Genomic DNA, 23,658 nt, shown 5'->3' on the forward strand with positions numbered 1-23,658 from the left:
TGAAATGGCGATAGCGCTGCCGCTGGAGTCGGTCGATTTCCGGGACATGGCGGTGGTGATCGGGGCGGCGGGGCTGGTAATTCCAGCCTTTGCCGCCCTTCGCATTTCACCGGTGATCGGCTTCATTCTGGTTGGCATTCTCGTCGGCCCCTATGGCATCGGCGCGGTCACCGACACCTTGCCGCTGCTGGCGCCGTTGACCATTTCCAACGCCGAGGCGCTGTTTCCGCTGGCGGAAATGGGCGTGGCGCTGCTGCTGTTTGCGCTCGGGCTGGAATTGTCGGCCGAGCGCGTCCGGACGATGCGGCACATCGTCTTCAAGCTCGGGCCGGTCCAGCTCATCGGCTGCGCGGTGGCGGCGGCGGCGCTGCTGGCGCCGTTCGGGCTGAGCATCGGCGCGCTGATCGCGCTGGCGCTGACACTGTCGCTGTCCTCGACCGCCGTGGGGCTGCAACTGCTGAGCAGCAGCGGCAAGCTGGGCACCCAGGCCGGGCGCACGGCGTTCGGCATCCTGCTGTTCCAGGACATTGCCATCGCCCCGATCCTTCTGGGCTTTGCGGCGACCGCCACTGAAGGCGGCTTCTTCGCCAGCCTGGCGGTGTCGGCGCTGGCGCTCGGCGTGATCATTCTCGGGTCGCGACTGCTGCTGCCGCCGCTGCTGCTGCAGGCGGCGCGGACGCGGCGGCCCGAGCTGTTTCTGGCTGCCGCGCTGGTGATCCTGATCGCCAGCGGCGCCATTGCCCATGCCGCCGGCCTGTCCCCGGCCATCGGCACGCTGACGGCGGGAATCATGCTGGCCGAGACCGAATATCGCCGTCAGATCGAGGCGACGATCATGCCGTTCCAGGGTCTGCTGCTCGGCGTTTTCCTGATCTGGGTCGGCATGCGGCTCGACCTGCCGGGCGTGGCGCGCGAGCCGCTGCTGGTGATCGGTGGCGTGGTGGCGATCTGCACGCTCAAGGGTGGGCTGATCTATGCGATGATGCGGCGGACCGGGCGCAGCCGTGGCGTCGCCAGCCATGTCGGGCTGTTATTGGCCGGCCCGTCCGAGACCAGCCTGATCCTGTTCGGCGCCGCCACCGGGGTGGGGCTGATAGCCGGCGCCGTGGCCGATTATGCGCTGCTGGTGATCGGCTTTTCGCTGGCGCTGGTGCCGCTGCTGGGTTTGCTCGGCCAGCATATCGAAAGCCGCCTCGGCACCGATCGGAGCGCCGACGAGACAGCGCTGGAGGACAGTATCGCCGCAGTGCCCGAGGGCGGCACCATCATCATCGGCTATGGCCGGGTCGGGCGGCTGGTGGGGGCGATGCTGGAAGCGCATGGCAAGCCTTATCTCGCCGTCGATTCGGATCCCGACACCGTCATCCGTCTGAAGCGAGCCGGAAAGCCGGTGGTTTATGGTGATTGCCGGCGGCCCGACCTGCTCGAAGCGCTGGGGATCGGCAGCGCCAGCGCCGTGGTGCTGACGATCGATGCCGTGCAGACGCTCGATGTGCTGGTACGTGACATCCGCGAACGCCATCCGAACCTGTGCGTCGTCGCCCGGGCGCGGGATGCCGACCATGCCTCCAGCCTGTACCGATCGGGCGCCACCGACGCCGTTCCGGAAACGGTTGAATCCTCGTTGCAGCTGGCCGAAGCCGTGCTCGTCGATCTGGGCGTGCCGATGGGCCCGGTCATCGCCTCCATCCACGAGAAGCGCGCCGAGCTGCGCGCCGGCATCCAGCGCAGTCCCGACATGGTGCGCCGGCCGGGATTTCGAGCGCGCCGGGGACGCTAGGGCGCGGGGCGGCCCCTGCCCTGCGACCATGGCCAGTCGATGATATGGGTCGCCCATAGCGCCCACCAGACGAACACCGGCTGGAACGCCAGCCGCGGCGCGTGATAGCTCCATCCAAGCGTCTGGCCCGCAATTTCAACGCTATCGAGCGCATGCTTGATGTTGGCCGGAAAGACGGCAACAGCATAGGCGGCCATGGCGAGGCCGCCGATACGGTTGAGACGCGGCGACGGCCAGGCCAGCAGCAGCGCACCGGCCAGCTCCCAGCACCCGGTCAGCAGGATCACCTCGCGCGGCCAGGGCACCCAGTCCGGCATGATCGGCAGAAAGCCCTCGGGGTTGCGCAGATGGACGATGCCGACGCCGGCATAGATCAGCGCGAGCAGCCAGCGCAGGCCGGTGCGCCAGCGGTTCACGCCAGCAGCCGGGCGGCCTGGGCGCGCGCTTCGTCAGTGACCTCGGCGCCTGACAGCATCCGGGCGATCTCCTCGAGCCGGCCTTCGGCATCGAGCATCACCACTTCAGTGCGGGTGCCACTGGCGTCGCTGGCCTTGCTGATCCGCATCTGCTGGCGGCCGCGCGCCGCCACCTGCGGGCTGTGGGTGACGACGAGCAGCTGCGTACGCTCGGCAAGTCGGTACAGGCGCTCGCCGATAGCCGAGGCCACCGCGCCGCCGACCCCGCGATCGATCTCGTCGAAGATCAGCGTGCCGGCGACGCCCTCGCCGGCCAGCGCCACCTTCAGCGCCAGTACGAAGCGCGACAGCTCGCCGCCGCTGGCGATCTTGATCAGCGGGCCGAAATCGGCGCCCGGGTTGGTCGAGATCTCGAAGGCCACGCGTTCGCGGCCCTCCGGCCCCCATTGGTCCTCGGGCAGGTCGGCGATGGCGGTGCGGAAGCGGGCGGCGCCAAGCCTGAGCGGCTCCAGCTCGGCCATCACTGCCGCATCGAGCCGTGCTGCTGCCGCCCGCCGGGCCGTGCCGAGCGCCTCGGCGGCCCCGGCATAGGCCCGCGCGGCGACGCGGACGGCTTCGGTGCGCGCCGCCAGCCCGTCCTCGCCGGCGACCAGCGCGGCGGCCCTGGCCTCCAGCTGGCCGAGCAGCGCCGGCAGCTGGTCGGCCTCGCAACGGTGCTTGCGGGCCATGGCGCGCAGCGCGAACAGCCGGGTCTCGGTAGCCTCCAGACGGGCGGGGTCGGCCTCCAGCGCCGCCGTTGCCGCGCTGAGGCCGCTGTCGGCCTCGCTGGCTTCGAGCAGCGCCCGGTCGAGCGCGGCCAGCGCCTCGTCGAGCAGCGGATGTTCGCCGCCCATCCGGTCGAGCCGGCGCGCGGCCTGGCTGAGCTTCTCGCTGCCCTCGGCGATCAGCGTGGCGGCGGTGGCGAGATCGTCGGCGAGGCGGGCACCCTTCTGCATCGTCGTGCGCAGGTCGGCGAGGCTGTCTTCCTCGCCGGGCTCGGCGGCCAGCGCGCGCAGCTCGGTGATGGCATGGTCGAGCCATTCCCGGTCCTTGCGGTCGGCCTCCAGCGCCTCCCGGGCCTCGGCCTCGGCCGCCTCGGCAGCGCGCCAGGCGGCATGAGCGGCGCGTACGGCGTCGCGCGGGGGGGCGAGGCCGCCATAGGCATCGAGCAGCGCGCGGTGGCCCTGGGCGGCGAGCAGGCCGCGTTCGTCATTCTGGCCATGGACCTCGACGAGCAGGCTGCCGGCCTCGCGCAGCAGTGTGACGCTGACCGGCTGATCGTTGATATAGGCGCGGCTGCCGCCGTCGGGCTTGACCTGGCGGCGCAGCAGGATCGGCCCGCCGGCTTCGACCTCGATGTCGTTCTCGGCCAGCAGGCTGCGGGCTGGATGGCCGGCCGGCACATCGAACATCGCGGTGACGCGGGCGGCATCGGCGCCGGCGCGGACCAGCCCCGCATCGCCGCGGCCGCCCAGCGCCAGCCCCAGCGCATCGAGCAGGATCGACTTGCCGGCGCCGGTCTCGCCGGTCAGCACGCCGAGGCCGGCGCCCGGCTTCAGCCGCAGCGTCTCGATCAGCACCACATTCCGGATGTCGAGCAAGGTAAGCACCGCTCTTCCTTAACCGTCCTTTCCGGCAAAACCAGCCTTTGGACTTGCGCGCGGGCCAAAAATCCCTATACCGCGCTCCTTCGCTCACCGGCTTGCCCCGGCCCGCTTGTTTGGGCCAAAAGCGTCCTCCGGCAAGCAGTCGTTCGATCCTTCAGACAGGTGCCTCATGGCCGTTCCAAAGCGCAAGACTTCTCCTTCCCGCCGCAACATGCGTCGCAGCCATCATGCGCTGTCGCCGGTGGTGTCTCAGGAATGCCCGAATTGCGGCGAACTGAAGCTGCCGCACAATCTCTGCGGGGCATGCGGCTTCTATAACGGCCGCGAAGTCGTCGAAGTCCAGGCCTGAGCAGCGGACGGCGCCCGCGCGTCCGCATGATCACGAAGACCATCAGCGCCCCCGTTGTCGCCCTTGATGTGATGGGCGGCGATGCCGGGCTGGACGCCGTGCTGACGGCCGCTGACATGGCTTCGGAACGCTATCCACGGCTCCGTTTCCGCCTTCACGGCCCGGCCCCGCGCATTGCCGAGGCGCTGGCCCGGATGCCAAGGCTCGCCGGGCGCTCCGAGACCGTCCATACCGATGATGTCGTGCTCGGCACCGACAAGCCGAGCCAGGCGCTGCGCCGCTCGCGCACCTCCTCCATGGGCATGGCGATCCAGTCGGTGAAGTCCGGTGACGCTCATGCCGCGGTGTCGGCCGGCAACACCGGCGCGCTGATGGCACTGTCCCTGTTTTCGCTCCGCACCATGGCCGGGATCGACCGGCCGGCACTGGCGGCGCTGCTGCCCACCCTCAAGAACGACTGCGTGGTGCTCGACCTGGGTGCCAATACCGAGTGCGACGCGGAAAACCTGGTGCAGTTCTCGATCATGGGCGCGGCCTTTGCCCGTACCGTGCTCGGGCTCGACCGGCCGCGCGTCGGGCTGCTCAACATCGGCGAGGAAGAGCTGAAGGGCACCGAGGAGATCAAGGAGGCGGCGGCGCTGCTGCGCGGGGTCGCCGACTTGCCGATGCAGTTCGAGGGCTTTGTCGAGGGTGACAAGATCGGCAAGGGGGATATCGATGTGATCGTCACCGACGGTTTTTCCGGCAATATCGCGTTGAAGACTGCCGAGGGCACGGCGCGGCTGGTGACCGGACTGCTCGCCAATGCGTTCCGCTCGTCGTGGCTGAGCCAGCTCGGCTTCCTGCTGTCCCGCGGAGCGCTGCGGGCGCTGAAGGCGCATCTTGACCCCAACGCCCATAATGGCGCGGTTTTCCTTGGCCTGAACGGCATTGTCGTCAAGAGTCATGGCTCGGCGAACATCCAGGGCATCGCCAATGCCATCGGCGTGGCGCATGATTTGGTAGTCGACAACGTCGGCGACCGGATTTCGCACGATCTGGCGGATTTTACCGCGCATCGGCCGCAGGCTGCGGTGGCCGCGTCGTGATGCGGACTCGCATCGTCGGCACCGGCAGCTATCTGCCGGCACGGATCGTTCCCAACAGCGAGCTGGCGCCGACGGTCGACAGTTCGGACGAATGGATCGTCGAGCGGACCGGCATCCGCCAGCGCCATATCGCCGCCGACGGCGAATTCACGTCCGATCTAGCGACGGCAGCGGCGAAGCGAGCGCTGGCCAGCGCCGGCGTGGCGGCGGGCGACATCAGCCTGATCGTCGTCGCCACGGCGACTCCGGACCAGACCTTTCCTTCGGTCGCCACCGTGGTGCAGATGAAGCTGGGGATCATCGACTGCGTGGCGTTCGACGTCGCAGCGGTGTGCTCGGGGTTCCTCTATGCGCTGACAGTGGCCGACAGCCTGATGCGCACCGGCGGGCATCGCCGCGCGTTGGTGATCGGCGCCGAGACCTTCTCGCGGATCCTCGACTGGGAGGACCGGACCACCTGCGTGCTGTTCGGTGACGGCGCCGGAGCCGTGGTGCTGGAGGCCGAACAGAGCAATGGCCTGTCTTCGGACAGGGGCATCCTGGCGACACGGCTGCATGCCGACGGCCGCTATAACGAGCTGCTCTATGTCGATGGCGGGCCGGGGAGCACGGGCACCACCGGCAAGCTTCGGATGAAGGGCAAGGAAGTGTTCCGCCATGCGGTCACCAACCTCGCCGCCGTGATGCACGAAACGCTGGAGGCGGCCGGGCTGACGGCGGCCGATGTGACCTGGGTGGTGCCGCATCAGGCCAATCTGCGCATCCTCGAGGCCACGGCGCGCAAGCTTGACCTGGCGCCCGAGCAGGTGATCGTGACCGTTCAGCAACATGCCAATACCTCGGCGGCGTCGGTGCCGCTGGCGCTTGACGCGGCGGTCGCTGACGGGCGTATCAAAGCCGGGGATTTGCTGTTATTGGAGGCAATGGGTGGCGGTTTCACCTGGGGGGCAGCCGCCGTCCGCTGGTGAGGCCAAGGGCCCAGCATCAACCGCGCGCGGGGAGCGTCAATCGATGGCAGAGACGTCAATCATGCCGGGTAGTCTGACCCGGGCGGAGCTTTCCGAAGCCGTGCATCGCGAGATCGGCCTGTCCCGAGCGGAATCGTCAACGCTGGTCGAGCAGGTGCTCGATACGGTGACCGAGGCGCTGGTGGCCGGTGAAAACGTCAAGATTTCTTCGTTCGGCAGTTTCGTTCTTCGCTCCAAGGGTTTGAGAATCGGGCGCAATCCCAAAACGGGGGTAGAAGTGCCGATCGAACCGCGAACCGTGCTGACCTTCCGGCCGAGCCAATTGCTCCGCCAGGCCATCAATAGCTGACGACCATGGCCGTGCGCAGCGAGAAATCACAAAGTGCATTCCGGACGATCGGCGAGGCGGCCGAGGCGCTGGGGGTGCCCCAGCATGTCCTTCGCTTCTGGGAAACACGTTTCCCGCAGCTGCAGCCGCTCAAGCGCGGTGGTGGGCGGCGCTATTACCGGCCGGCGGACATGGCGCTGCTCGAGACGATTCGGGCTATGCTGCATGACGAGGGGCTGACGATCCGCGGGGCACAGCAGGCGCTGGCTCAGCGCAAGCCGGCGGAGGGCCCTGCCCCGGTTTCGGACCTGCCAACAGGTGACGTGACGCTGTCGCCGGCGGCGCGCGAGGCTTTGGTCGCTATTCGCAATCGATTGGCGATGGCGCTCGCGGCCTGAGCCTTGCGCAGTATCGCCGTCTTCAGCGTCAAGGGCGGGGTCGGGAAATCCGCTTTGGCGGTCAACCTTGCGCATGCTGCGGCGACATTGTCGGCGAGGCGGACCTTGCTCTGGGATCTCGATGCGCAGGGGGCGGCGACCTATACGATGCGGCTGGGGCCGAGCGGCGTGCGGTCGGCGCGCAAGGGCATGGCGGATGGGGCATTACTGCCACTGATCCAGTCGAGCGAATTTTCCAACCTGGATGTTCTGGCAGCCGACGGGTCGTTGCGGCATCTTGAAGGACAGCTGCTCGAGGACAAGGCAAAGAAGCTCAAGAAGCTACTGAAATCGCTCGACGACAACTATGACCGCGTGATCCTCGACTGCCCGCCCGGCCTGACCGAGCTGGCAGACCAGCTGTTCCGGGCTGTCGATCTGCTGGTGGTGCCGCTGATACCTTCGCCCCTGTCCGAGCGCGCTTATGCGCAGCTGATCGACCATCTGGGGCGCGAGCATCGTAACGGGCCGGCGGTGTTGCCGGTGTTCTCGATGGTCGACCGGCGCAAGAAGCTGCATGTCGAGACCTGCGCTGCAAATCCGGAGCGTCATGTCATCCCCTATGCTGCTGCTGTCGAGGCGATGGCGACGACGCAGAAGCCTCTGCTCGCGAGCAAGCCGACATCGCCGGCAGCAAAGGCCATCGCCGAGCTATGGGCCGATATCGAGCGGCGGCTGGTGGCGTTGCCGGCTTAGGCGCTATCGATTTATTAGCATTTCCACCTAGGCCGGGTTATTCGGCGGCGTACCGGCCCGGCGCGGCGGCGTCTGCGGTGTGCGGATCGGTCGGCGCCAACTCGCGGACTTCGGCGGCGCCGCGGCGGACGCGCCAGCGCGCCAGCATCGATTCGATGCCGAGATACACGACCGGTGTGATGAACAGCGTCAGCACCTGGCTCAGCATCAGCCCGCCGAGCACGGCGACGCCGAGCGGCTGGCGCAACTCGGCGCCGGCACCGATGCCGAGCGCCAGCGGCAGGGCGCCGGCCATGGCGGCGAAGGTGGTCATCATGATAGGCCGGAAACGCTTGTGCGCCGCTTCTCGGATGGCATGGGCCGGGGTCCAGCCATTCTGCCTTTGGCCGGCCAGCGCGAAATCGATCATCATGATGGCGTTTTTCTTTACGATGCCGATCAGCAGCACGACGCCAATGATGCCGATGACATCGAGCGGCATGTCGAGCAGCCAGAGGAAGGCGACCGCGCCGATGCCGGCGGCCGGCAGGCCGGACAGGATGGTCAGCGGGTGGGCAAAGCTCTCATAAAGGACGCCGAGCACGATGTAGATGACGATAACGGCTGCCAGGAACAGCAGCGGCATCGAGCCGGTGGAGCTTTCGAACTGCTGGGCGTTGCCGCCGAAGCTGCCGGAAATGGTGGCCGGCTGACCGAGCTCGGCGCCCAGCCGGTCGAGTACCGGCTTGACCTGCGACAGGGCGAAGCCCTTGGCGAGATTGAAGCCGAGGGTGACCGAGGGCAACTGGCTCTGATGCGCGATGACCAGCGGAGCGCCCTGGATGCGGACATTGGTGACCGCCGACAGCGGCACCAGCCGCGCCGGCTGACTGTCCTGGGCGGCGGCGCGCACCGTCAGGCGGCCGATGCCATCGGGGGTCAGCTGTTCGGCATTGGCGATCTCCATGATCACCTGGTAATTGTCGACATCGGTGTAGATGGTCGAAATCTGGCGGTTGCCATAGGCCGAGAACAAGGTTTCGCGGATCGCCTGCACCGGCACGCCGAGGCGGCTGGCGGCGTCGCGGTCGATATCGACCATCACTTCGCGGACCCCGGTCTGGTAATCCGAGCTGACATCCACGAACCCCGGCTCGCCGCGCAGCGCCTGCTCGAGCTTGGGCGCAAATTCATACAGCTCTTCCTTGTTGATGGCCGACAAGGTGTATTGGAAGTTGGATGTGGAGCCGCGCCCCCCGAGTTGGAGGTTCTGGGGCACGTTGACATAGGCGGCGAAGCCGGGCTCGCTGTTGGCCAGCTTGCGGATGCGGGCCTGGACGACATCGATCGGGTCGCGCTCGCCGGCCGGCTTCAACGGCACCTGCATGCGGGCGCGGTAACTGTTGTCGCCCCCCATGATCGAATTGACCCGAAGCACCGCAGGGTCCTTGGCGACGGCCGCGGCCAGCCGGTCCTGCTTGGCCATCATTTGGTCATAGCCGGAATCGGCCGGCGCTTCTGTGCTTATGAACAGCGAGCCCGTATCCTCAGTCGGGAAAAAGCCCTTGGGCACGACGGTGAAGCCCCAGATCGCGACGCCGATCGACAGCACGGTGAGGGCGCCGACGAGCTTGCGATGCTTGAGCGTGTGATCGAAGCCGCGCATATAGGCGGCGGTCAGCTTGTTGAAATATTTCGTCGAGACGCGGGCGACGCGGCTGTTAGGCTCCTGGTGACCGGGCTTGAGCACGCGCGCGGCGATCATCGGAATCAGGGTCAGCGACAGGATGGCCGAGACCGCGATGGCGATGGTCATGGTAACCGCGAACTCGAAGAACAGCCGGCCGATAACGCCGCCCATGAACAGCAGCGGGATGAACACCGCGACCAACGATACCGAGATCGAGATGACGGTGAAGGTAATCTGGTTGGCGCCGGTGACAGCGGCGCTCCGCGGTTCCTCGCCGTCCTCGACATGGCGGACGATATTCTCGAGGACCACGATCGCATCGTCGACGACGAAGCCGGTGGCCAGTGTCAGCGCCAGCAGCGACAGATTGTCGAGATTGAAGTTGAACATATACATGCCGGCGAAGGTGCCGACGGCGGCCACCGGCAGCACCACGGCCGGAATCGCCGTGGCGCGGGCATCGCCGAGCACCAGATAGATGACCAGGATGACCAGCAGCGCGGTGCCGATCAGGGTATATTGCGCATCGGCCACGGAGTGGCGCACCGATTCCGACCGGTCGAGGATGATCGTGTATTCCACCGAAGGTGGCAGCGACGCGACGATATCAGGAAGATCGGCGATAATCCTGTCGACGAGTTCGACGACATTGCCGCCGGGCTGGCGGGCAATGACCAGGGTGAGCGATGGCTCGCCGTTGAACTTGGCACCGCCGCGCAGCCGTTCGAAGCTGCTGATGACCTCGGCAACGTCGCCGACGCGGACCGGCAGCCCGCCGCGCGAGGCGATGACGATGTTGGCGAATTCCTCGGGCTTCTCGATATTGCCGGTGGCATTGAGGATATAGTTGCGTTCCCCGGCGTTGATGACGCCGACGGCGACATTGCTGTTGGCGGCGGCGACCGCGGCGCGGACATCTTCCGGCGTCAGGTTGCGGCTGGCCAGCGCTTCCGGATCGAATTGAATCCGGATCGCAAAGCGGCGGTCGCCCCAGGTGTTGACATTGCCGGCGCCGGGCAGCGTCGAGATGCGGGGCACCACCAGCGTATCGAGTAGTGTCTGCAGCTCGGTTGCGGGGCGGGTGACATCGCGGAACGAGATGACCAGCACCGGCTGGTCGGCCGGATTTACCTTCTGGAAGGTGGGCGGGGTCGGCATTTCACGTGGCAGCGAGCGGGTGACGGCCGAGAGCACGGCCTGGACATCGAGCGCGGCACTGTCGATGTTCCGGTCGAGCGCGAACTGCACCGTGATCTGGGTCTGGCCGGTCTGCGAGCTGGAGGTGATCTGGTCGATCCCGGAGATCGTCGCCAGACGGCGCTCGATCGGCGTGGCGACCGACGAGGCCATGGTTGCCGGGTTGGCGCCGGGCAGATTGGCGCTGATCTGGATCGTCGGCATGTCGACTTCCGGCAGCGCCGAGACGGGCAGCTGGCGATAGCCGAAAAAGCCGGCAAAGATGATTGCAAAGGTGAGCAGCACCGTCGCCACCGGCCGCTCGACGAAGAAGCGGGCGAAGCCCATCAGCCGGCGGCGTCGACCGCTGCCGCGCGGGCGGCGGTGCGGGGCGGTGCGCGGCCGGGGCCGTCACCCTTGACGCGCACCTTGTCGCCGGGCTTAAGCCGAGACAGCGCGTCGGTGACCACCCGGTCGCCGGCGCTGATGCCGGTCGCTAGATAGACGCGGCCCTCGGCCCGGCCGGCGATGGTGACGTCGCGCATCGTGACATTGCCCTTGGCATCGATCGTCCAGACATAGGGCGTGTCGCGGCCCACCTGCACGGCAGATTCAGGGAGCGTGATGCGGTCCGCCGGCATGCCCATCGGCATGACCACGGTGACCAGCGCACCAGGCCAGAGCCGGGCATCGGGATTGAGGAATTCGGCCTTGGCAGCGATCGAGCCTGTCCCCGGATCGACATTATTGTCGAGGAAGACCAGCGATCCGGTGGCGAGCGGCGGGCTGCCCGGCGCCGCGCCCTGTGCCCGGGCATCCACCGGCAGCTTGCCGGAGATCATCGCCGAACGGACCTGGCCGATATCCTGCGGCGGCACCAGGAAACGCACCGAGATTGGCGACAGCTGGTTGATGGTGACCAGCGGCAGTGTGTCGGCGGGCCGGACATTGGCGCCGCGGCGGAAGTTCAGCTCGCCGGTGCGGCCGCTGACCGGGGCGTGGATGTTCAGGAAACTGAGCTGGGCGCGGGCGTTCTGGATGGCGGCCTCGGCGCTGCTGATAGAGGCATCGGCGCTCTGGGCCATGGCGCGGCGCTGATCGAGCACGGAGCCAGTGACGAAGCCCTTGTCGACCAGCTGTTCGGCGCGCTTGAGCTCGTTGCGGGCCTGGGCGGCGTTGGCGCGGGCGGTGGCGAGCTGGGCCTGGGCCTGGGCGAGCTGGGCCTGGGCGGTACGGTCATCGAGGCGGAACAGCAGCTGGCCGGCGCGGACGGTGTCACCCTCCTGGAACAGGATCGCGGTGATCTCGCCCTCGGCGCGTGGGCGGACGGCGACGGTCTGGAGCGGCGCCACCGACCCCTGCGCGACAAGGCGGGGCGCAAAGCTGGTCGCCTCGGCGCTGACGGCATCGACCATTGCCGGCGGGCGGCCGCCACGACCGGCCGCAGCCTCGTCTTCGCCGCACCCGGCGAGGGACAGCGCCAGCATGCTGGCGGCAAGAGAGAACAGACGTGACATATTATTGCTCAACTCTCTACGCGCGCGCCGATGCGATCCCCCGCATGTTTATCAGACGATGCAAAAAAGAATGTTGCACGCCTGTCACCGTACGAAAAGAACGGTTGGTGGCAAGTTGAACAGTATTGGTGCGCGGATCAAGCCCGGTCTCCACCGAGCGATCCGCCGCGACATCATGCCTTCAGTCGCCACCCCGAGCGCAGCACCTGGTAGCAGACGAACCAGAGCAGGATGTTGAGGACCAGCAGCAGGCCGGCGCCGAGCATGACATTGCCATTGGCGGTACCGATGAAGCCCGAGCGAAAGCCGTCGATGATATAGAAGAAGGGGTTGAAGTGGCTGATCGAGGCCATGGTGGGGCTGAGCCGGTCGACGGTGTAGAAGGTGCCAGAAAGCAAGGTCAGCGGCTGGACGATGAAGTTGGTCACGGCAGCGGCATGATCGAACTTGTCGGCCCAGATGCCGGTCAGCACGCCGAGCAGCGCCAGCATGACGGCGCCGGCGGTGCCGAAATACAGGATCGCGAAGATGTTGCGGACCGGCACGTCGACGCCGGGCGCAATCAGCATCACCAGCCATACAGCGAGACCGACCAGCCAGGCGCGGGTCACGGCGCCGGCGACGAAGGCGACCAGCAGTTCGCCCGAAGAAAGCGGCGGCATCAGCAGGTCGATGATGCTGCCCTGCATCTTGCCGGTGAGGAGCGAGGACGAGGAATTAGCGAAGGAATTCTGGATCATCCCCATGACGATCAGCCCGGGGCCGAGGAAATCGGCGAACGGAACCCCCAGAACCTCGGTGCGCGTGCGGCCCAGCGAGACGGCGAAAACGGCCAGGAACAGCAGGGTGGTGATCGCCGGCGCCCAGATGGTTTGCAACTGCACCTTGAAAAATCGGCGCACCTCCTTCAGATACAGGGTGTTCAGGCCCTGCCAATTGACCGAGGCAATGACCGCCACCCCGGGTTCGGGATGACGAAGCTGCACGGTTGTGATGGGGTCTGTGCTGGTCATGCCGTGGCCATAGCCTTCTCATCGCCCGCTCGGCAAGGCGCGCCCCGCAAGACGCGCTGTCAACATAAGGACTCATCCTGCCATGGCATGGACCGACGAACGCATCGCCATCCTCAAGTCGGGCTGGGAAAGCGGCATGACCGCCAGCCAGATCGCCGAGAAGCTGGGCGAAGGCGTCACCCGCAATGCGGTGATCGGCAAGGCGCATCGGCTCGGGCTCGAGTCGCGGCCGTCCCCGGTAAAGGCCGGCGAGGAGCCCGCGAGCCAGGCCGAGCCCGTCGTGGCCGCCCCGGCCCCTGCCCCCGGTCCCGCACCCGCTGCCGCGCCGACGCCTGTTGCGGCCGCGTCGGCCAAGGCCGCCGCCAAGCGCCCGGTTCGCACCGGCAAGGCGGCGCGGACGACGCTGCTCGACCTGAACGAGCGGATCTGCAAATGGCCGATCGGGCACCCGGGCGAGCCGGATTTTCATTTCTGCGGCAAGCCGGTGCAGACTGGATTCCCTTATTGCTCCGAACATTGCCTGCTGGCCTATCAGGCGCAAATGCCGCGCCGCGACCGCGACCGCCGGCCGCCGCCGCAGATGCCGGGCATGCCGCGCCGCTGAGCGAGGGCCGCTAAATCCGCTCCTTCACATAGCGGCCGGGCGCCGGCTCGATGCCCTTGGCGGGTTTGCGGGCGACGACCTTGGGGCCGGAACGGTCGGCCAGCCAGGCCATCCAGTCCGGCCACCAGCTGCCCTTGTGCTCGGTGGCGCCGCTGACGAAGCCCTCGAACGTCTCCGGAAGCGAATCGTTGGTCCAGTAATTGTACTTCTTCGCCGCCGGCGGGTTGACGACGCCGGCGATATGGCCGGAGCCGGCGAGGACGTAGCGCTTGTCGCCCTTGAAATGCCGGGTCAGCTTGTAGGCCGATGGCGCCGGGGCAATGTGATCTTCCTTGCCGCCCTGGATGTAGGAGGGGGTCGATACCTTCGACAGGTCGATCGGCACGCCGAGGCACGTGATGCCGCCGGGCTTCACCAGCAGATTGTCGCGGTAGATATCCTCCAGATACTGGCGGTGCCAGAGCGCCGGGACGTTGGTGGCGTCGGAATTCCAGTAGAGCAGGTCAAAGGGGAAATAGTCTTTCCCCATCAGATAGTTGTTGACGACGTAATTCCAGATCAGGTCGTTCGAGCGCAGCATGTTGAAGGTCAGCGCCATATTGCGGCCGTCGAGCCAAGGCTTTTCGGCGGTCAGCCGGGCCAGGGTTTCCAGCACCGCGTCGTCGATGAAAACGCCGAGGTCGCCGCACTCGCTCATGTCGACCTGGGCGGTGAAGAAGGTGGCGCTGGCGACCTTGCCGGCCTCGCCGCGGGCTTCCATCACCGCCAGCGCGGCGGCGAGCGTGGTGCCGGCGACGCAATAGCCGATGGTGTGGACGGCATCCGCCTTGCAGATGCGGCGAACCTCGTCGATGGCGGTCATCATGCCTTCGCCGACATAATGGTCGAGCGTCACATCGGCGAGCGTCTCGTCGGCACTCTTCCATGAGGCAACGAATACCGTCAGCCCCTGCTCGACCGCCCAGCGGATGAAGCTCTTTTCGGGGGTCAGATCGAGGATGTAGAATTTGTTGATCCACGGCGGGAACACCAGCAGCGGCACGCTATGGACCTTGTCGGTGGTCGGGGCGTACTGGATCAGCTGGAACAGCCGGTTCTCGAAGACGACCCGGCCCGGCGTCGCCGCGACGTTGCGGCCGACTTCGAAGGCGCTCTCATCGGTCATCTTCATCCGGCCCTGCTTCAGGTCTTCGAGCAGATGCTCGAGGCCCTTCATCAGATTGGCGCCGCCGGTGGCGATGGTCGCCGTCATCACCTCCGGGTTGGTGAGGGCGAAGTTGGACGGGCTCATCGCATCGACGAACTGCTTGACGAGGAACTTCGCCCGCGCCTGCTCGCGCGGCTCCAGCCCGTCGAGCTGGTTGCTGGCCTCGAGCATGTAGGTGGAGGCGAGCAAATAGCTCTGGCGCAGGAAATCGAAGGCCGGGGTCTCGCGCCAGGCGTCGCCGGCGAAGCGCTTGTCACGCGTCTCGGCGACCGGGCTGGCGGCCTTGCCGGGGACGAGAAAGCTCTGCCACATCGCCATGGCATCTGTCAGGTAGCGGGACTGCAGGTCCATCAGCTTGGCCGGGTCGCTCATCCAGGCGCCCATCGCCCGCTGCCAGGTGCCGAGCAGGCCGAGCGGATCGGGCATCGGCAGGACATCGGCCTCGCGGGTCCAGAATTCCAGCATCATCTGCTGGCCGCGCCCGGTCAGCTCGGTCCATTTCTGGAAGCGTTCGAGCGCCTCGGTATCGAGGCCACGCTCTTCGGTCCCGTGCTCTTCGGCCGGTGACTTTGCCATGCGCTCTTCCTCCTTCGACCCAGTGACAGCTTGCGGGGTGACAGTTTGCGGGTGTTCAACCCATGGCCCCGAAAACGGCGGGCCGATCACCTGTTGCCCCACCTTATGCAGGTTTTTTGGGCAAGGTAAGAGCAGGATGGGCCGCGCCCGCCTTCCACCGGCACTTTACCGGCGCCGCCGTGACGGGCGGGCCGGCTGCAAAATTCTGGAGGCCTGCCGGGCGATTTGCCCGCCCTTTCCTTTGCAACACGGCCAGCCAGTCGTTATCAGCCACGGTGCCCCCCACCCCCCGAGACCCCTGACCATGACCGAAGATTTCTATCGCATCAAACGCCTGCCGCCCTATGTCATCGCTGAGGTCAACAGCATGCGTGCGGCAGCCCGTGCCCGCGGGGATGACATCATCGATCTTGGCATGGGCAATCCGGACCTGCCGCCACCGCCGCATGTCATCGCCAAGTTGGCCGAGGTTGCCGCCAAGCCCGATGCCCATGGCTATTCCGCCTCGCGCGGCATCCTCGGCCTGCGCAAGGCCCAGGCCGCCTATTATGCCCGCCGCTTCGGCGTCGAGGTCGATCCCGAGTCGGAAGTCGTCGTGACGCTTGGCTCCAAGGAGGGGCTAGCCAACCTCGCCCAGGCGATCACCGCGCCCGGCGACGTCGTGCTGGCGCCCAACCCCAGCTATCCGATCCACACCTTCGGCTTCATCATCGCCGGCGCCACCATTCGCAGCGTGCCGACGACGCCGGACGAGCGCTATTTCGAGGCGCTGGAGCGGGCGGTGCGGTTCACCGTGCCCAAGCCCTCGGTGCTGGTGATGGGCTATCCGTCAAATCCGACCGCCGAGACCGTCGACCTCGCCTTCTACGAGCGCGTCGTCGCCTTCGCCAAGCAGCACGGCATCTATGTGCTGTCCGACCTCGCCTATTCGGAAATATATTTCGATGGCTGCCCCACCCCGTCGATCCTTCAGGTGCCCGGCGCCCGCGACGTGGCGATCGAGTTCACCTCGATGTCCAAGACCTATTCGATGGCCGGCTGGCGCATCGGCTTCGCGGTCGGCAACAAGACTCTGATCCAGGCGCTGACACGGGTGAAATCCTATCTGGATTACGGCGCCTTCACGCCGATCCAGGCGGCGGCGGTGGCCGCGCTCAACGGCCCGCAGGACATCATCGAGAATAACCGCAAGCTCTATCATCGCCGCCGCGACGTGCTGGTGGAGAGCTTCGGCCGCGCCGGCTGGGAAATCCCGCCGCCGCGCGCCAGCATGTTCGCCTGGGCACCGCTGCCGCCGGCGCTGGCCCATCTCGGCAGCCTCGAATTCTCGAAGCAGCTGCTGACCCATGCCGGCGTCGCCGTGGCGCCCGGCGTCGGCTATGGCGAGGATGGCGAAGGCTTCGTCCGCATCGCACTGGTCGAGAACGAGCAGCGGCTGCGCCAGGCAGCGCGCAATGTGCGAAAATATCTGCAATCGATGGGCGTCAACACGCCCGCAAAGGGAACGGGCTGACCGCATGACCTTACCGCTTCGTATCGGACTTGCCGGGCTCGGGACCGTCGGCGCGGGCGTCATTCGGCTGCTGGCCGACAATGCCGATCTGATCGGCCGGCGGGCCGGGCGCGGGCTGGTGGTGACGGCGGTATCGGCGCGGGACCGCGGCCGTGACCGCGGTGTAGACCTCTCCGGGATCGACTGGGTGGACGATGCCACCGAGCTTGCCGGGCGGGACGATGTCGATGTTGTGGTCGAGCTGATCGGCGGGTCGGACGGCCCGGCGCTGACGCTGGCGCGGCGCACGCTCGGCGGTGGCAAGGCGCTGGTCACCGCCAACAAGGCGATGATCGCCCATCATGGCAAGGAACTGGCCGGACTGGCCGAGACCGGGGACGTGGCCCTGCGTTACGAGGCGGCCGTGGCCGGCGGCATCCCGGTAATCAAGGCGCTCAGCGAGGGTGCCGCCGCAAACCGGGTCAGCCGGGTCTATGGGCTGCTCAACGGCACCTGCAATTACATCCTGACGCGGATGGAGGCCGAGGGGCTGGATTTCGCCACAGTGCTCGCCGCCGCCCAGGCCGCCGGCTATGCCGAGGCCGACCCGAGCTTCGACATCGACGGCATCGACACCGCCCACAAGCTGGCGATCCTGGCGGCACTGGCCTTCGGCACCGCCCCGGCTTTCGACGCGGTCGCTACCCAGGGCATCCGCGCCATCGACAAGGTCGATATCGACCATGCCGCGGCGCTGGGCTTCCGGATCAAGCTGGTCGGGCTGGCCGAGATGGTCGACGGCAAGCTTTTCCAGCGCGTCCACCCGGCGCTGCTAGCGCTCGGCCATCCGCTGGCCGCGACCGCCGGCGCGCTCAACGGCGTGGTGATCGAGGCCGATCCGGTCGGGCGGTTGTTCCTCGAAGGGCGTGGCGCCGGCGAGGGGCCGACGGCCAGTGCCGTGGTCGCCGACCTCATCGACATCGCCCGCGGCAACACCGCCCTGCCCTTCGGCATGCCGATCGCCGACTGGGCAACGCTGGCCCCGGCCGACCGCGACAGCCGCCAAGGGCGCTATTATCTGCGCCTGACCGTCGCCGACCGGCCCGGCGTGCTCGCCGAACTGGCCGCGGCGCTGCGCGACCATGGCGTGTCGATCGAAAGCCTGATCCAGCGGCCCTCACAGGCCGATGCCTCGGCGATCGTGGTGATGGTCACCCATTTGACCGAGGAGGCGGCGTTGCTGGCCAGCCTCGCCCAGATGGCGGCCTCGCCCTCCGTCAACGGCGCCCCGGTGATGATGCATATCCTCGATCTCTGACCCTTTTCACCACCCCGCAAAGCGCCTAGACGCCTTGGGGCTCAATGATTGGAAGCCTTCCATGCCTGATCTGAAAACTGCCCGCAGCTCGGTTCTCGACCGGGTCCTTGTGCTCGAAATGGTCCGGGTGACCGAGGCCGCCGCCATCGCTGCCTCGCGGCTCATCGGGCGCGGCGACGAGAAGGCCGCCGATGCCGCCGCCGTCGAGGCCATGCGCGATGCGCTGAACGAGTTGGATTTTGAAGGCACCGTGGTGATCGGCGAAGGCGAGCGCGACGAAGCGCCCATGCTGTTCATTGGCGAGAAGGTCGGTCGCGGCAACGGTCCGAAGATCGACATCGCGCTCGATCCGCTGGAAGGCACCACCATCACCGCCAAGGCCGGGCCGAATGCGCTGGCCGTGCTTGCCATCGCCGAGGAAGGCGGGCTGCTCAACGCCCCCGACGTCTATATGGACAAGATCGCTATCGGCCCGGACTATCCGGAAGGCACCATCGACCTCGCCCGCACGCCCACCGAGAATGTCAACGCCGTCGCCGCCGCCAAGGGCTGCGCGCCGGGCGACCTGATCGTCTGCGTGCTGGACCGGCCGCGCCACCAGGCGCTGATCGCCGAACTGCGGGCGCTCGGCTGCGGCATCCAGCTGATTCCGGACGGCGATGTCGCCGGCGTCATCGCCACCGCCGATCCCGATACCGGCATCGACATCTACATGGGCTCCGGCGGCGCGCCCGAGGGCGTGCTGGCGGCGGCGGCACTGCGCTGCGTCGGTGGCCAGTTGCAGGGCCGGCTGATCTTCCGCAACGATGACGAGCGCGGCCGTGCCCATCGCTGGGGCATCACCGACCTCGACCGGATCTACAAGCTCGAGGATCTGGCGCAGGGCGACGTGATCTTCGCCGCTACCGGCGTCACCGACGGCTCGCTGCTCGAAGGCGTCAAGCGTCGGCGTGGCGGCATCATCACCACCGAAAGCGTGGTGATGCGGGCCTCCTCCGGCACTATCCGCCGCGTGGCCACCGAGCGGCGGGACCGGCGCTGAGCGGCATGTCCGCAGGGACTGTATTCGGCGTCGATCACTCTCTTTCCGGCCAGTCCTGGCGCTGGCGCGGCGACCTGATGCCCGGCGACGGGCTGGACGGCCATAGCCCCGACGACCTGCTGCACCAGCTGTTCCGCGCCCGTGGCGCCCAGCCCGAAGATTTCGATCGGCTGAAGACCCCAACGCTCCGCGACTGGCTGCCCGACCCCTCCTGCTTCACCGACATGGACGCCGCCACAGCGCGGATCGTGCAGGCAATCGCGCGGCAGGAGCGGATTGTCGTCTATGGTGATTATGATGTCGATGGCGCGACGTCCGCTGCAGTTCTCATAAACTACCTGAAATGGGCGGGCGTTCCCGCCGGCTATTATATCCCGGATCGGCTGCTGGAAGGCTACGGGCCCTCGGCCGAGGCGCTGGTGGCGCTGAAGGGTCGTGGCGCCGAGCTGGTGATCACCGTCGACTGCGGCACGCAGGGCTTTGCCGCGCTCGCCGCCGCCCGCCAGGCCGGTCTCGATGTCATCGTCGTCGACCACCACAAGGCGGCGACGGCCCTCCCCGAGGCGCTGGCACTGATCAACCCCAACCGCCTCGACGAAACCGGGCCGGCGGCCGCGCATGGCCATCTGGCTGCCGTCGGACTGGCGTTCCTGCTGGCGGTGAGCCTTAATCGGGCTTTGCGCAGCGCCGGCCATTTCGCGTCGCGGCCCGAACCGGTGCTGACCCGCCTGCTCGACCTCGTGGCGCTGGGCACCGTCGCCGATGTGGCGCCGCTGACCGGCCTTAACCGCGCCTATGTCGCGCAGGGGCTGAAGGTGATGCGCCAGCGCCGCAATATCGGCTTGGCGGCGCTGCTGGACGTGGCCGGCGTGACACGGCCGCCGCTGGCGCGTGATCTCGGCTTTGCGCTCGGGCCGCGGGTCAATGCCGGCGGCCGTGTCGGCGCGGCCGATCTCGGCGTGCGGCTGCTTACCACCGACGATCCGGCCGAGGCCGCGCAGATCGCCCAGGAGCTCAACCGGCTGAACGACGACCGCAAGGCGATCGAGGCGGAGGTCACCGAAGCGGCGCTGGCGCTGGCACACAAGCAGGAGGATTCGCCGATTACCGTGGTCGCCGGGGCCGGCTGGCACCCCGGCGTGATCGGCATTGTTGCGGCAAGGCTGAAGGAGCGGCTGCACCGTCCGGCGCTGGTCATCGCCATCGGCGAGGACGGCATTGCCAAGGGCTCGGGGCGCAGCCTGGCTGGCGTCGATCTCGGCGCCGCCGTTCTGGCGGCGGCCGACCATGGCCTGCTGATGGCCGGCGGCGGCCACGCCATGGCAGCAGGCGTGACGCTCGATGCCGAGCGCATCTCCGAGCTTTCAAGCTTTCTCGCCGCCCGGCTGCTCGTCGATGTCGGCGCGGCGACGGCGGTACGCCGCCTGTCCTGCGACGCGGCGCTGGCCCCGCGCGCGCTCGATCTGCGTCTGCACGAGGCGCTGGAGGTGGCGGGGCCCTATGGCCAGGGCTGGCCGGCGCCGCGCCTCGCGTCGGGGCCGTGGCGGGCCGTGGAGACGCGCGTGGTCGGGGAAAACCATCTGCGGATAATCCTGGCCGGGGCCGACGGCGCGCGGATCAAGGCCATCGCCTTTCGGCAGGCCGAAACACCGCTGGGCGCCGCCCTGTCAGGCGCCGGCCAGCGGTTCTTTCACGTGGCGGGCCGCCTCACCCGCGATGACTGGGGCAGCCAGCCGCAGGCGCAGCTGGAAATCGAGGACGCTGCCTTCTGCTGACCGTCAGCTGACGTCGGTCTGACCAGACTGGCGACGGTTACGCATCGCCATGCCGAGAACACCGAAACCGCCGATCATCAGGGTCCAGGTGCCCGGTTCCGGCACGACGTCGCCGACGCCTTCCGTCGGCGGAATGATGATCACCCCGCCGCCATCTCCCGGACCAGCCGGCGCGCCCGGCCCCGGGGTCGGCCCGCCCCGGAACGGCATGATGCTGCCCTGCCCGCCCGCTGCAATCGAGCGGAAGCCACTGCCCCCGCCGTTGGAGAATCCGGTAAAATCAGGCAGCGGCATCGTCTCGAGCATCGAGACCGGCGTCGTCGGCATGGCCGCAGTCGCCAGCACGACTGGCGTGCACGGGGCGTCCGCGGCGGCCGCTTGCGGCCGAGGCTTGGAGACGGCCCGATGTATGGCCGGCTTTGATTTCATGGCTTTCTTGGCCACGGGCACGGAGACCGCACCCATGGTGCCAGCGCAAAAGCACATTAACAAATTGCTTGCGACCGAAGGCATGTTGAACTCCTGGGAAACTATCCAAAGACCCCAATGCAACCACTTTGGATGTTTCTCAAGCAATCATTTGTTAAATGTTCATTCATTAACCAAACACGCTTCAGGTGCCCGGCGAAGACAGGCCTTGACGCGACAGCCGGGTACCTCTAGCCAGCCGCTTCCGGCTTGCGGTCCCTTCGTCTAGCGGTCTAGGACGTCGCCCTTTCACGGCGAAAACACGGGTTCGATTCCCGTAGGGATCACCACCGTTGATACGGTGCCAGCATTTCTATCCGGGCCTCCGCAAATCCCCGCCCTCATGGGAACTTTATCGTTCACCGCCAGTTTTCGTGGCGTTGCCGCGGTGAACGCGGACGAGCAATGAAGGGATATCAAATGCGAACTTCAGTGACAGCTTCGGTGCTGGGCGCCAGCCTCCTGCTTCTGGTGGCAGGCTGCAACAAGTCGCCGAATGAACAGGCCGCTGACAATGTCGAGGACAATGCCGAAATGCGCGCCGATTCCGTGCGTGACGCTGGCGAAAATCAGGCTGATGCTCTCGAAAATCAGGCTGACGTCATCGACAATGCGCCGGGCGCCACTGATGCGCGTGCCGATGCGGTCGAAGCAGAGGCCGATCAGGTCCGCAATCAGGCCGAGGCAACGGCCGATCGCATCGAAGATCGTGGCGACGCGACCGCCGATGCAGTTCGCGATCGTCCGTAAAAAATTCGGCCGAGGTTGACCCGGCCGCATCGAACCTCCGCCTGTCCCCAGCCCCCGGGAGCGGGCGTGAGAGGGCGGCCTTCCCAACGGAAGGCCGCCCATAATTTTGCTATAGTGCCAATCGATCGACCGACGCGCTGATCGTGGCGATCAATCCGGTTTCATGCCATGTCCGTTGTAGCTTGGCGGCCAGCGGCACCTTCAGCGCCCTCTCGGACAAGGTCGTGCCAAAGCCCTGATGCACCGGTGTGCCGCGCACCGGAGGCCCGCCGCACTCGCTCCATTCGATCGATGCCACATTGTCTTCGACATGGGTGGTGATGCGCAAGACGCCGCCATCGGACGAAAGACACCCATGTTTCATGGCATTGGTCGCGAGTTCATGCACCACCAGCGCCAGTGACGTCGCTGCGGAGGCCCCGATCGGGAAGTCGTCGCCAGCAATAACGATGCAGTCGGTGCCGCTGCCCCCTTCTCCCGGCGGCGTCGCATAGGGCGACAACAGGCTGTGGAGCAGTCCGTGCATCGTGATCCGTGAAGGATCGACGTTGGCGCCGGCGGCGTCGGGGCGGATATAGTCGTGTGCGCGGGACAGCGCATCGATCCGCGCCCGCGCCGCATCGGCAAATGCCCGATGCGCGGTATCGCCGCGCGACGACAGCATCAGCAAGCTGTTCACCACGGCAAAGATGTTGCGGATCCGGTGCGACAACTCACGATTGATCATGTCGAGCTGCTCTTCGGCAAGCTTCAGATCATCAATGTCTGTCGAGGTACCAAACCAGCGTTCGATCTGGCCCTCGGCGTCGCGTATTGGCAGCGCCCGGGCCAGGATCCAGCGATAAACGCCGTCATGCCGCCGCAGGCGCATCTCGATCTCATACGGCGAACCGGTCTGCAGGCTGTGCGCCCAGATCTGCCTCGCTTTTTCCTGGTCGTCAGGGTGGAACAGCTGCACCCAGTCATGGCCCAACCCGCCCATCTCAGAGACACCGGTGAACTCATACCAGCGGCTGTTATAAAAATCGTGGCGTCCGTCCGCTTGGGTCGACCAGACAATCTGCGGCATTGTATTGAGGATTGTCCGCAACTGCCGCTCATTGGCAGCGGCCTGAGCATCGCGACGTGCGAGCGCCTGTTCGCCTTCCTTGCGCGCGGTTATATCAAGATACACCCCGGCAGTACCACAGGGCCCGCCTACCTCGTCTAACAGGGTCCGGCCGCGTGCCAGCACCCAACGCAGGCTGCCATCCGGCCGCTTGACCCGGAATTCCAGATCATACGGCCCGCCGTCGCTGAGCAAGGACTTTTGTACATCGATGATCCTATCCAGGTCGTCTGGA

General features: G+C 67.0%; 21 protein-coding genes and 1 tRNA gene. 14 read left to right on the plus strand and 8 right to left on the minus strand.

Features of this window, described 5'->3' with window-relative positions:
• Positions 1–4: 4 nt before the first annotated feature.
• Entirely contained in the window at positions 5–1,780 is a 1,776-nt protein-coding gene (locus tag ACTIFJ_RS04560) for a cation:proton antiporter domain-containing protein (RefSeq protein WP_439532907.1), read from the plus strand.
• On the opposite strand, the gene ACTIFJ_RS04565 is transcribed toward ACTIFJ_RS04560, so the two are convergent.
• Both ACTIFJ_RS04565 and recN read right to left on the minus strand, forming a co-directional pair.
• On the minus strand, positions 1,777–2,196 hold the full coding sequence (locus ACTIFJ_RS04565; protein WP_439532908.1) for a DoxX family protein: 420 nt from the start codon (positions 2,194–2,196) through the stop codon (positions 1,777–1,779). The genes ACTIFJ_RS04560 and ACTIFJ_RS04565 overlap by 4 nt on opposite strands.
• Positions 2,193–3,845: a DNA repair protein RecN gene (gene recN, locus ACTIFJ_RS04570; protein WP_439532909.1), complete on the minus strand. Its 1,653-nt coding sequence runs from the start codon at positions 3,843–3,845 to the stop codon at positions 2,193–2,195. The genes ACTIFJ_RS04565 and recN overlap by 4 nt, the downstream gene beginning before the upstream one ends.
• A 166-nt stretch (positions 3,846–4,011) precedes the next feature.
• Here recN and rpmF point away from each other — a divergent pair, with 166 nt between their 5' ends.
• Genes rpmF through ACTIFJ_RS04600 form a run of 6 tightly spaced genes read left to right on the plus strand, consistent with a single transcriptional unit; the run spans position 4,012 to position 7,708 of the window.
• A complete protein-coding gene (rpmF, locus tag ACTIFJ_RS04575) occupies positions 4,012–4,191 on the plus strand; it encodes a 50S ribosomal protein L32 (RefSeq protein WP_439532910.1) in 180 nt (59 codons plus the stop codon).
• Positions 4,192–4,217: 26 nt separating this feature from the next.
• Complete coding sequence (gene plsX, locus ACTIFJ_RS04580; RefSeq protein WP_439532911.1) at positions 4,218–5,279, plus strand: phosphate acyltransferase PlsX; 1,062 nt, start codon at positions 4,218–4,220, stop codon at positions 5,277–5,279.
• Positions 5,279–6,247, plus strand: coding sequence for a beta-ketoacyl-ACP synthase III (locus ACTIFJ_RS04585; RefSeq protein WP_439532912.1), 969 nt, complete (start codon positions 5,279–5,281; stop codon positions 6,245–6,247). Before plsX ends, ACTIFJ_RS04585 begins: the two co-directional genes overlap by 1 nt.
• The gene (locus ACTIFJ_RS04590) at positions 6,207–6,596 is read left to right on the plus strand and encodes an integration host factor subunit alpha (RefSeq protein ID WP_439532913.1); all 390 of its coding nucleotides are present in this window, start codon (positions 6,207–6,209) and stop codon (positions 6,594–6,596) included. Before ACTIFJ_RS04585 ends, ACTIFJ_RS04590 begins: the two co-directional genes overlap by 41 nt.
• A gap of 5 nt (positions 6,597–6,601) precedes the next feature.
• Entirely contained in the window at positions 6,602–6,973 is a 372-nt protein-coding gene (locus ACTIFJ_RS04595) for a MerR family transcriptional regulator (RefSeq protein ID WP_439532914.1), read from the plus strand.
• A 3-nt stretch (positions 6,974–6,976) separates the two neighbouring features.
• Complete coding sequence (locus tag ACTIFJ_RS04600) at positions 6,977–7,708, plus strand: ParA family protein (protein WP_439532915.1); 732 nt, start codon at positions 6,977–6,979, stop codon at positions 7,706–7,708.
• Positions 7,709–7,745: 37 nt separating this feature from the next.
• Here the strand turns inward: ACTIFJ_RS04600 and ACTIFJ_RS04605 are convergent, their stop codons facing one another.
• The 3 genes from ACTIFJ_RS04605 to ACTIFJ_RS04615 all read right to left on the minus strand — a co-directional run bounded on the left by ACTIFJ_RS04605 (position 7,746) and on the right by ACTIFJ_RS04615 (position 13,083).
• Positions 7,746–10,901 (minus strand): efflux RND transporter permease subunit, encoded by a 3,156-nt coding sequence (locus ACTIFJ_RS04605; protein ID WP_439532916.1) that lies wholly within the window; start codon positions 10,899–10,901, stop codon positions 7,746–7,748.
• Positions 10,901–12,040, minus strand: coding sequence for an efflux RND transporter periplasmic adaptor subunit (locus ACTIFJ_RS04610; RefSeq protein WP_439532917.1), 1,140 nt, complete (start codon positions 12,038–12,040; stop codon positions 10,901–10,903). The genes ACTIFJ_RS04605 and ACTIFJ_RS04610 overlap by 1 nt, the downstream gene beginning before the upstream one ends.
• Before the next feature lie 203 nt (positions 12,041–12,243).
• On the minus strand, positions 12,244–13,083 hold the full coding sequence (locus ACTIFJ_RS04615; RefSeq protein ID WP_439532918.1) for an ABC transporter permease: 840 nt from the start codon (positions 13,081–13,083) through the stop codon (positions 12,244–12,246).
• An 82-nt stretch (positions 13,084–13,165) separates the two neighbouring features.
• Between ACTIFJ_RS04615 and ACTIFJ_RS04620 the strand changes: the two genes are divergently transcribed.
• The gene (locus ACTIFJ_RS04620) at positions 13,166–13,687 is read left to right on the plus strand and encodes a GcrA family cell cycle regulator (RefSeq protein ID WP_439532919.1); all 522 of its coding nucleotides are present in this window, start codon (positions 13,166–13,168) and stop codon (positions 13,685–13,687) included.
• Between the two features lie 10 nt (positions 13,688–13,697).
• Here the strand turns inward: ACTIFJ_RS04620 and ACTIFJ_RS04625 are convergent, their stop codons facing one another.
• Entirely contained in the window at positions 13,698–15,470 is a 1,773-nt protein-coding gene (locus ACTIFJ_RS04625) for a PHA/PHB synthase family protein (protein ID WP_439532920.1), read from the minus strand.
• 304 nt (positions 15,471–15,774) lie between these two features.
• On the opposite strand from ACTIFJ_RS04625, the gene ACTIFJ_RS04630 reads away from it, so the two are divergent.
• From ACTIFJ_RS04630 to recJ, 4 genes are all read left to right on the plus strand, one after another.
• A complete protein-coding gene (locus tag ACTIFJ_RS04630; protein ID WP_439532921.1) occupies positions 15,775–16,983 on the plus strand; it encodes an LL-diaminopimelate aminotransferase in 1,209 nt (402 codons plus the stop codon).
• A gap of 4 nt (positions 16,984–16,987) precedes the next feature.
• Positions 16,988–18,280, plus strand: a complete 1,293-nt coding sequence (locus ACTIFJ_RS04635) for a homoserine dehydrogenase (RefSeq protein WP_439532922.1) — start codon at positions 16,988–16,990, stop codon at positions 18,278–18,280.
• A gap of 61 nt (positions 18,281–18,341) precedes the next feature.
• On the plus strand, positions 18,342–19,322 hold the full coding sequence (gene glpX, locus ACTIFJ_RS04640; RefSeq protein WP_439532923.1) for a class II fructose-bisphosphatase: 981 nt from the start codon (positions 18,342–18,344) through the stop codon (positions 19,320–19,322).
• A 5-nt stretch (positions 19,323–19,327) separates the two neighbouring features.
• On the plus strand, positions 19,328–21,097 hold the full coding sequence (gene recJ / locus ACTIFJ_RS04645; RefSeq protein WP_439532924.1) for a single-stranded-DNA-specific exonuclease RecJ: 1,770 nt from the start codon (positions 19,328–19,330) through the stop codon (positions 21,095–21,097).
• A 3-nt stretch (positions 21,098–21,100) separates the two neighbouring features.
• On the opposite strand, the gene ACTIFJ_RS04650 is transcribed toward recJ, so the two are convergent.
• Positions 21,101–21,442, minus strand: a complete 342-nt coding sequence (locus ACTIFJ_RS04650; RefSeq protein WP_439532925.1) for a PEPxxWA-CTERM sorting domain-containing protein — start codon at positions 21,440–21,442, stop codon at positions 21,101–21,103.
• Between the two features lie 337 nt (positions 21,443–21,779).
• Between ACTIFJ_RS04650 and ACTIFJ_RS04655 the strand changes: the two genes are divergently transcribed.
• A tRNA-Glu gene (locus tag ACTIFJ_RS04655) sits at positions 21,780–21,855 on the plus strand.
• A gap of 115 nt (positions 21,856–21,970) precedes the next feature.
• Positions 21,971–22,315: a hypothetical protein gene (locus ACTIFJ_RS04660; RefSeq protein ID WP_439532926.1), complete on the plus strand. Its 345-nt coding sequence runs from the start codon at positions 21,971–21,973 to the stop codon at positions 22,313–22,315.
• Positions 22,316–22,424: 109 nt separating this feature from the next.
• Here the strand turns inward: ACTIFJ_RS04660 and ACTIFJ_RS04665 are convergent.
• On the minus strand, positions 22,425–23,658 hold a 1,234-nt coding region (locus ACTIFJ_RS04665; protein ID WP_439532927.1), incomplete at its 5' end, for a PAS domain-containing protein.

The sequence above is a fragment of the Polymorphobacter sp. genome (genome assembly GCF_051860865.1).
In the GTDB taxonomy this organism is placed as follows: domain Bacteria; phylum Pseudomonadota; class Alphaproteobacteria; order Sphingomonadales; family Sphingomonadaceae; genus Sandarakinorhabdus.

Bases quoted from the DNA above. Each gene is read 5' to 3' on its own strand.
- ACTIFJ_RS04625 (WP_439532920.1), bottom strand. From the start codon at position 15,470: ATGGCAAAGTCACCGGCCGAAGAGCACGGGACCGAAGAGCGTGGCCTC.
- ACTIFJ_RS04585 (WP_439532912.1), top strand. From the start codon at position 5,279: ATGCGGACTCGCATCGTCGGCACCGGCAGCTATCTGCCGGCACGGATC.
- ACTIFJ_RS04560 (WP_439532907.1), top strand. From the start codon at position 5: ATGGCGATAGCGCTGCCGCTGGAGTCGGTCGATTTCCGGGACATGGCG.
- glpX (WP_439532923.1), top strand. From the start codon at position 18,342: ATGCCTGATCTGAAAACTGCCCGCAGCTCGGTTCTCGACCGGGTCCTT.
- ACTIFJ_RS04635 (WP_439532922.1), top strand. From the start codon at position 16,988: ATGACCTTACCGCTTCGTATCGGACTTGCCGGGCTCGGGACCGTCGGC.
- ACTIFJ_RS04605 (WP_439532916.1), bottom strand. From the start codon at position 10,901: ATGGGCTTCGCCCGCTTCTTCGTCGAGCGGCCGGTGGCGACGGTGCTG.
- recJ (WP_439532924.1), top strand. From the start codon at position 19,328: ATGTCCGCAGGGACTGTATTCGGCGTCGATCACTCTCTTTCCGGCCAG.
- ACTIFJ_RS04595 (WP_439532914.1), top strand. From the start codon at position 6,602: ATGGCCGTGCGCAGCGAGAAATCACAAAGTGCATTCCGGACGATCGGC.
- rpmF (WP_439532910.1), top strand. From the start codon at position 4,012: ATGGCCGTTCCAAAGCGCAAGACTTCTCCTTCCCGCCGCAACATGCGT.
- plsX (WP_439532911.1), top strand. From the start codon at position 4,218: ATGATCACGAAGACCATCAGCGCCCCCGTTGTCGCCCTTGATGTGATG.
- ACTIFJ_RS04615 (WP_439532918.1), bottom strand. From the start codon at position 13,083: ATGACCAGCACAGACCCCATCACAACCGTGCAGCTTCGTCATCCCGAA.
- ACTIFJ_RS04660 (WP_439532926.1), top strand. From the start codon at position 21,971: ATGAAGGGATATCAAATGCGAACTTCAGTGACAGCTTCGGTGCTGGGC.
- ACTIFJ_RS04630 (WP_439532921.1), top strand. From the start codon at position 15,775: ATGACCGAAGATTTCTATCGCATCAAACGCCTGCCGCCCTATGTCATC.
- ACTIFJ_RS04620 (WP_439532919.1), top strand. From the start codon at position 13,166: ATGGCATGGACCGACGAACGCATCGCCATCCTCAAGTCGGGCTGGGAA.
- ACTIFJ_RS04610 (WP_439532917.1), bottom strand. From the start codon at position 12,040: ATGCTGGCGCTGTCCCTCGCCGGGTGCGGCGAAGACGAGGCTGCGGCC.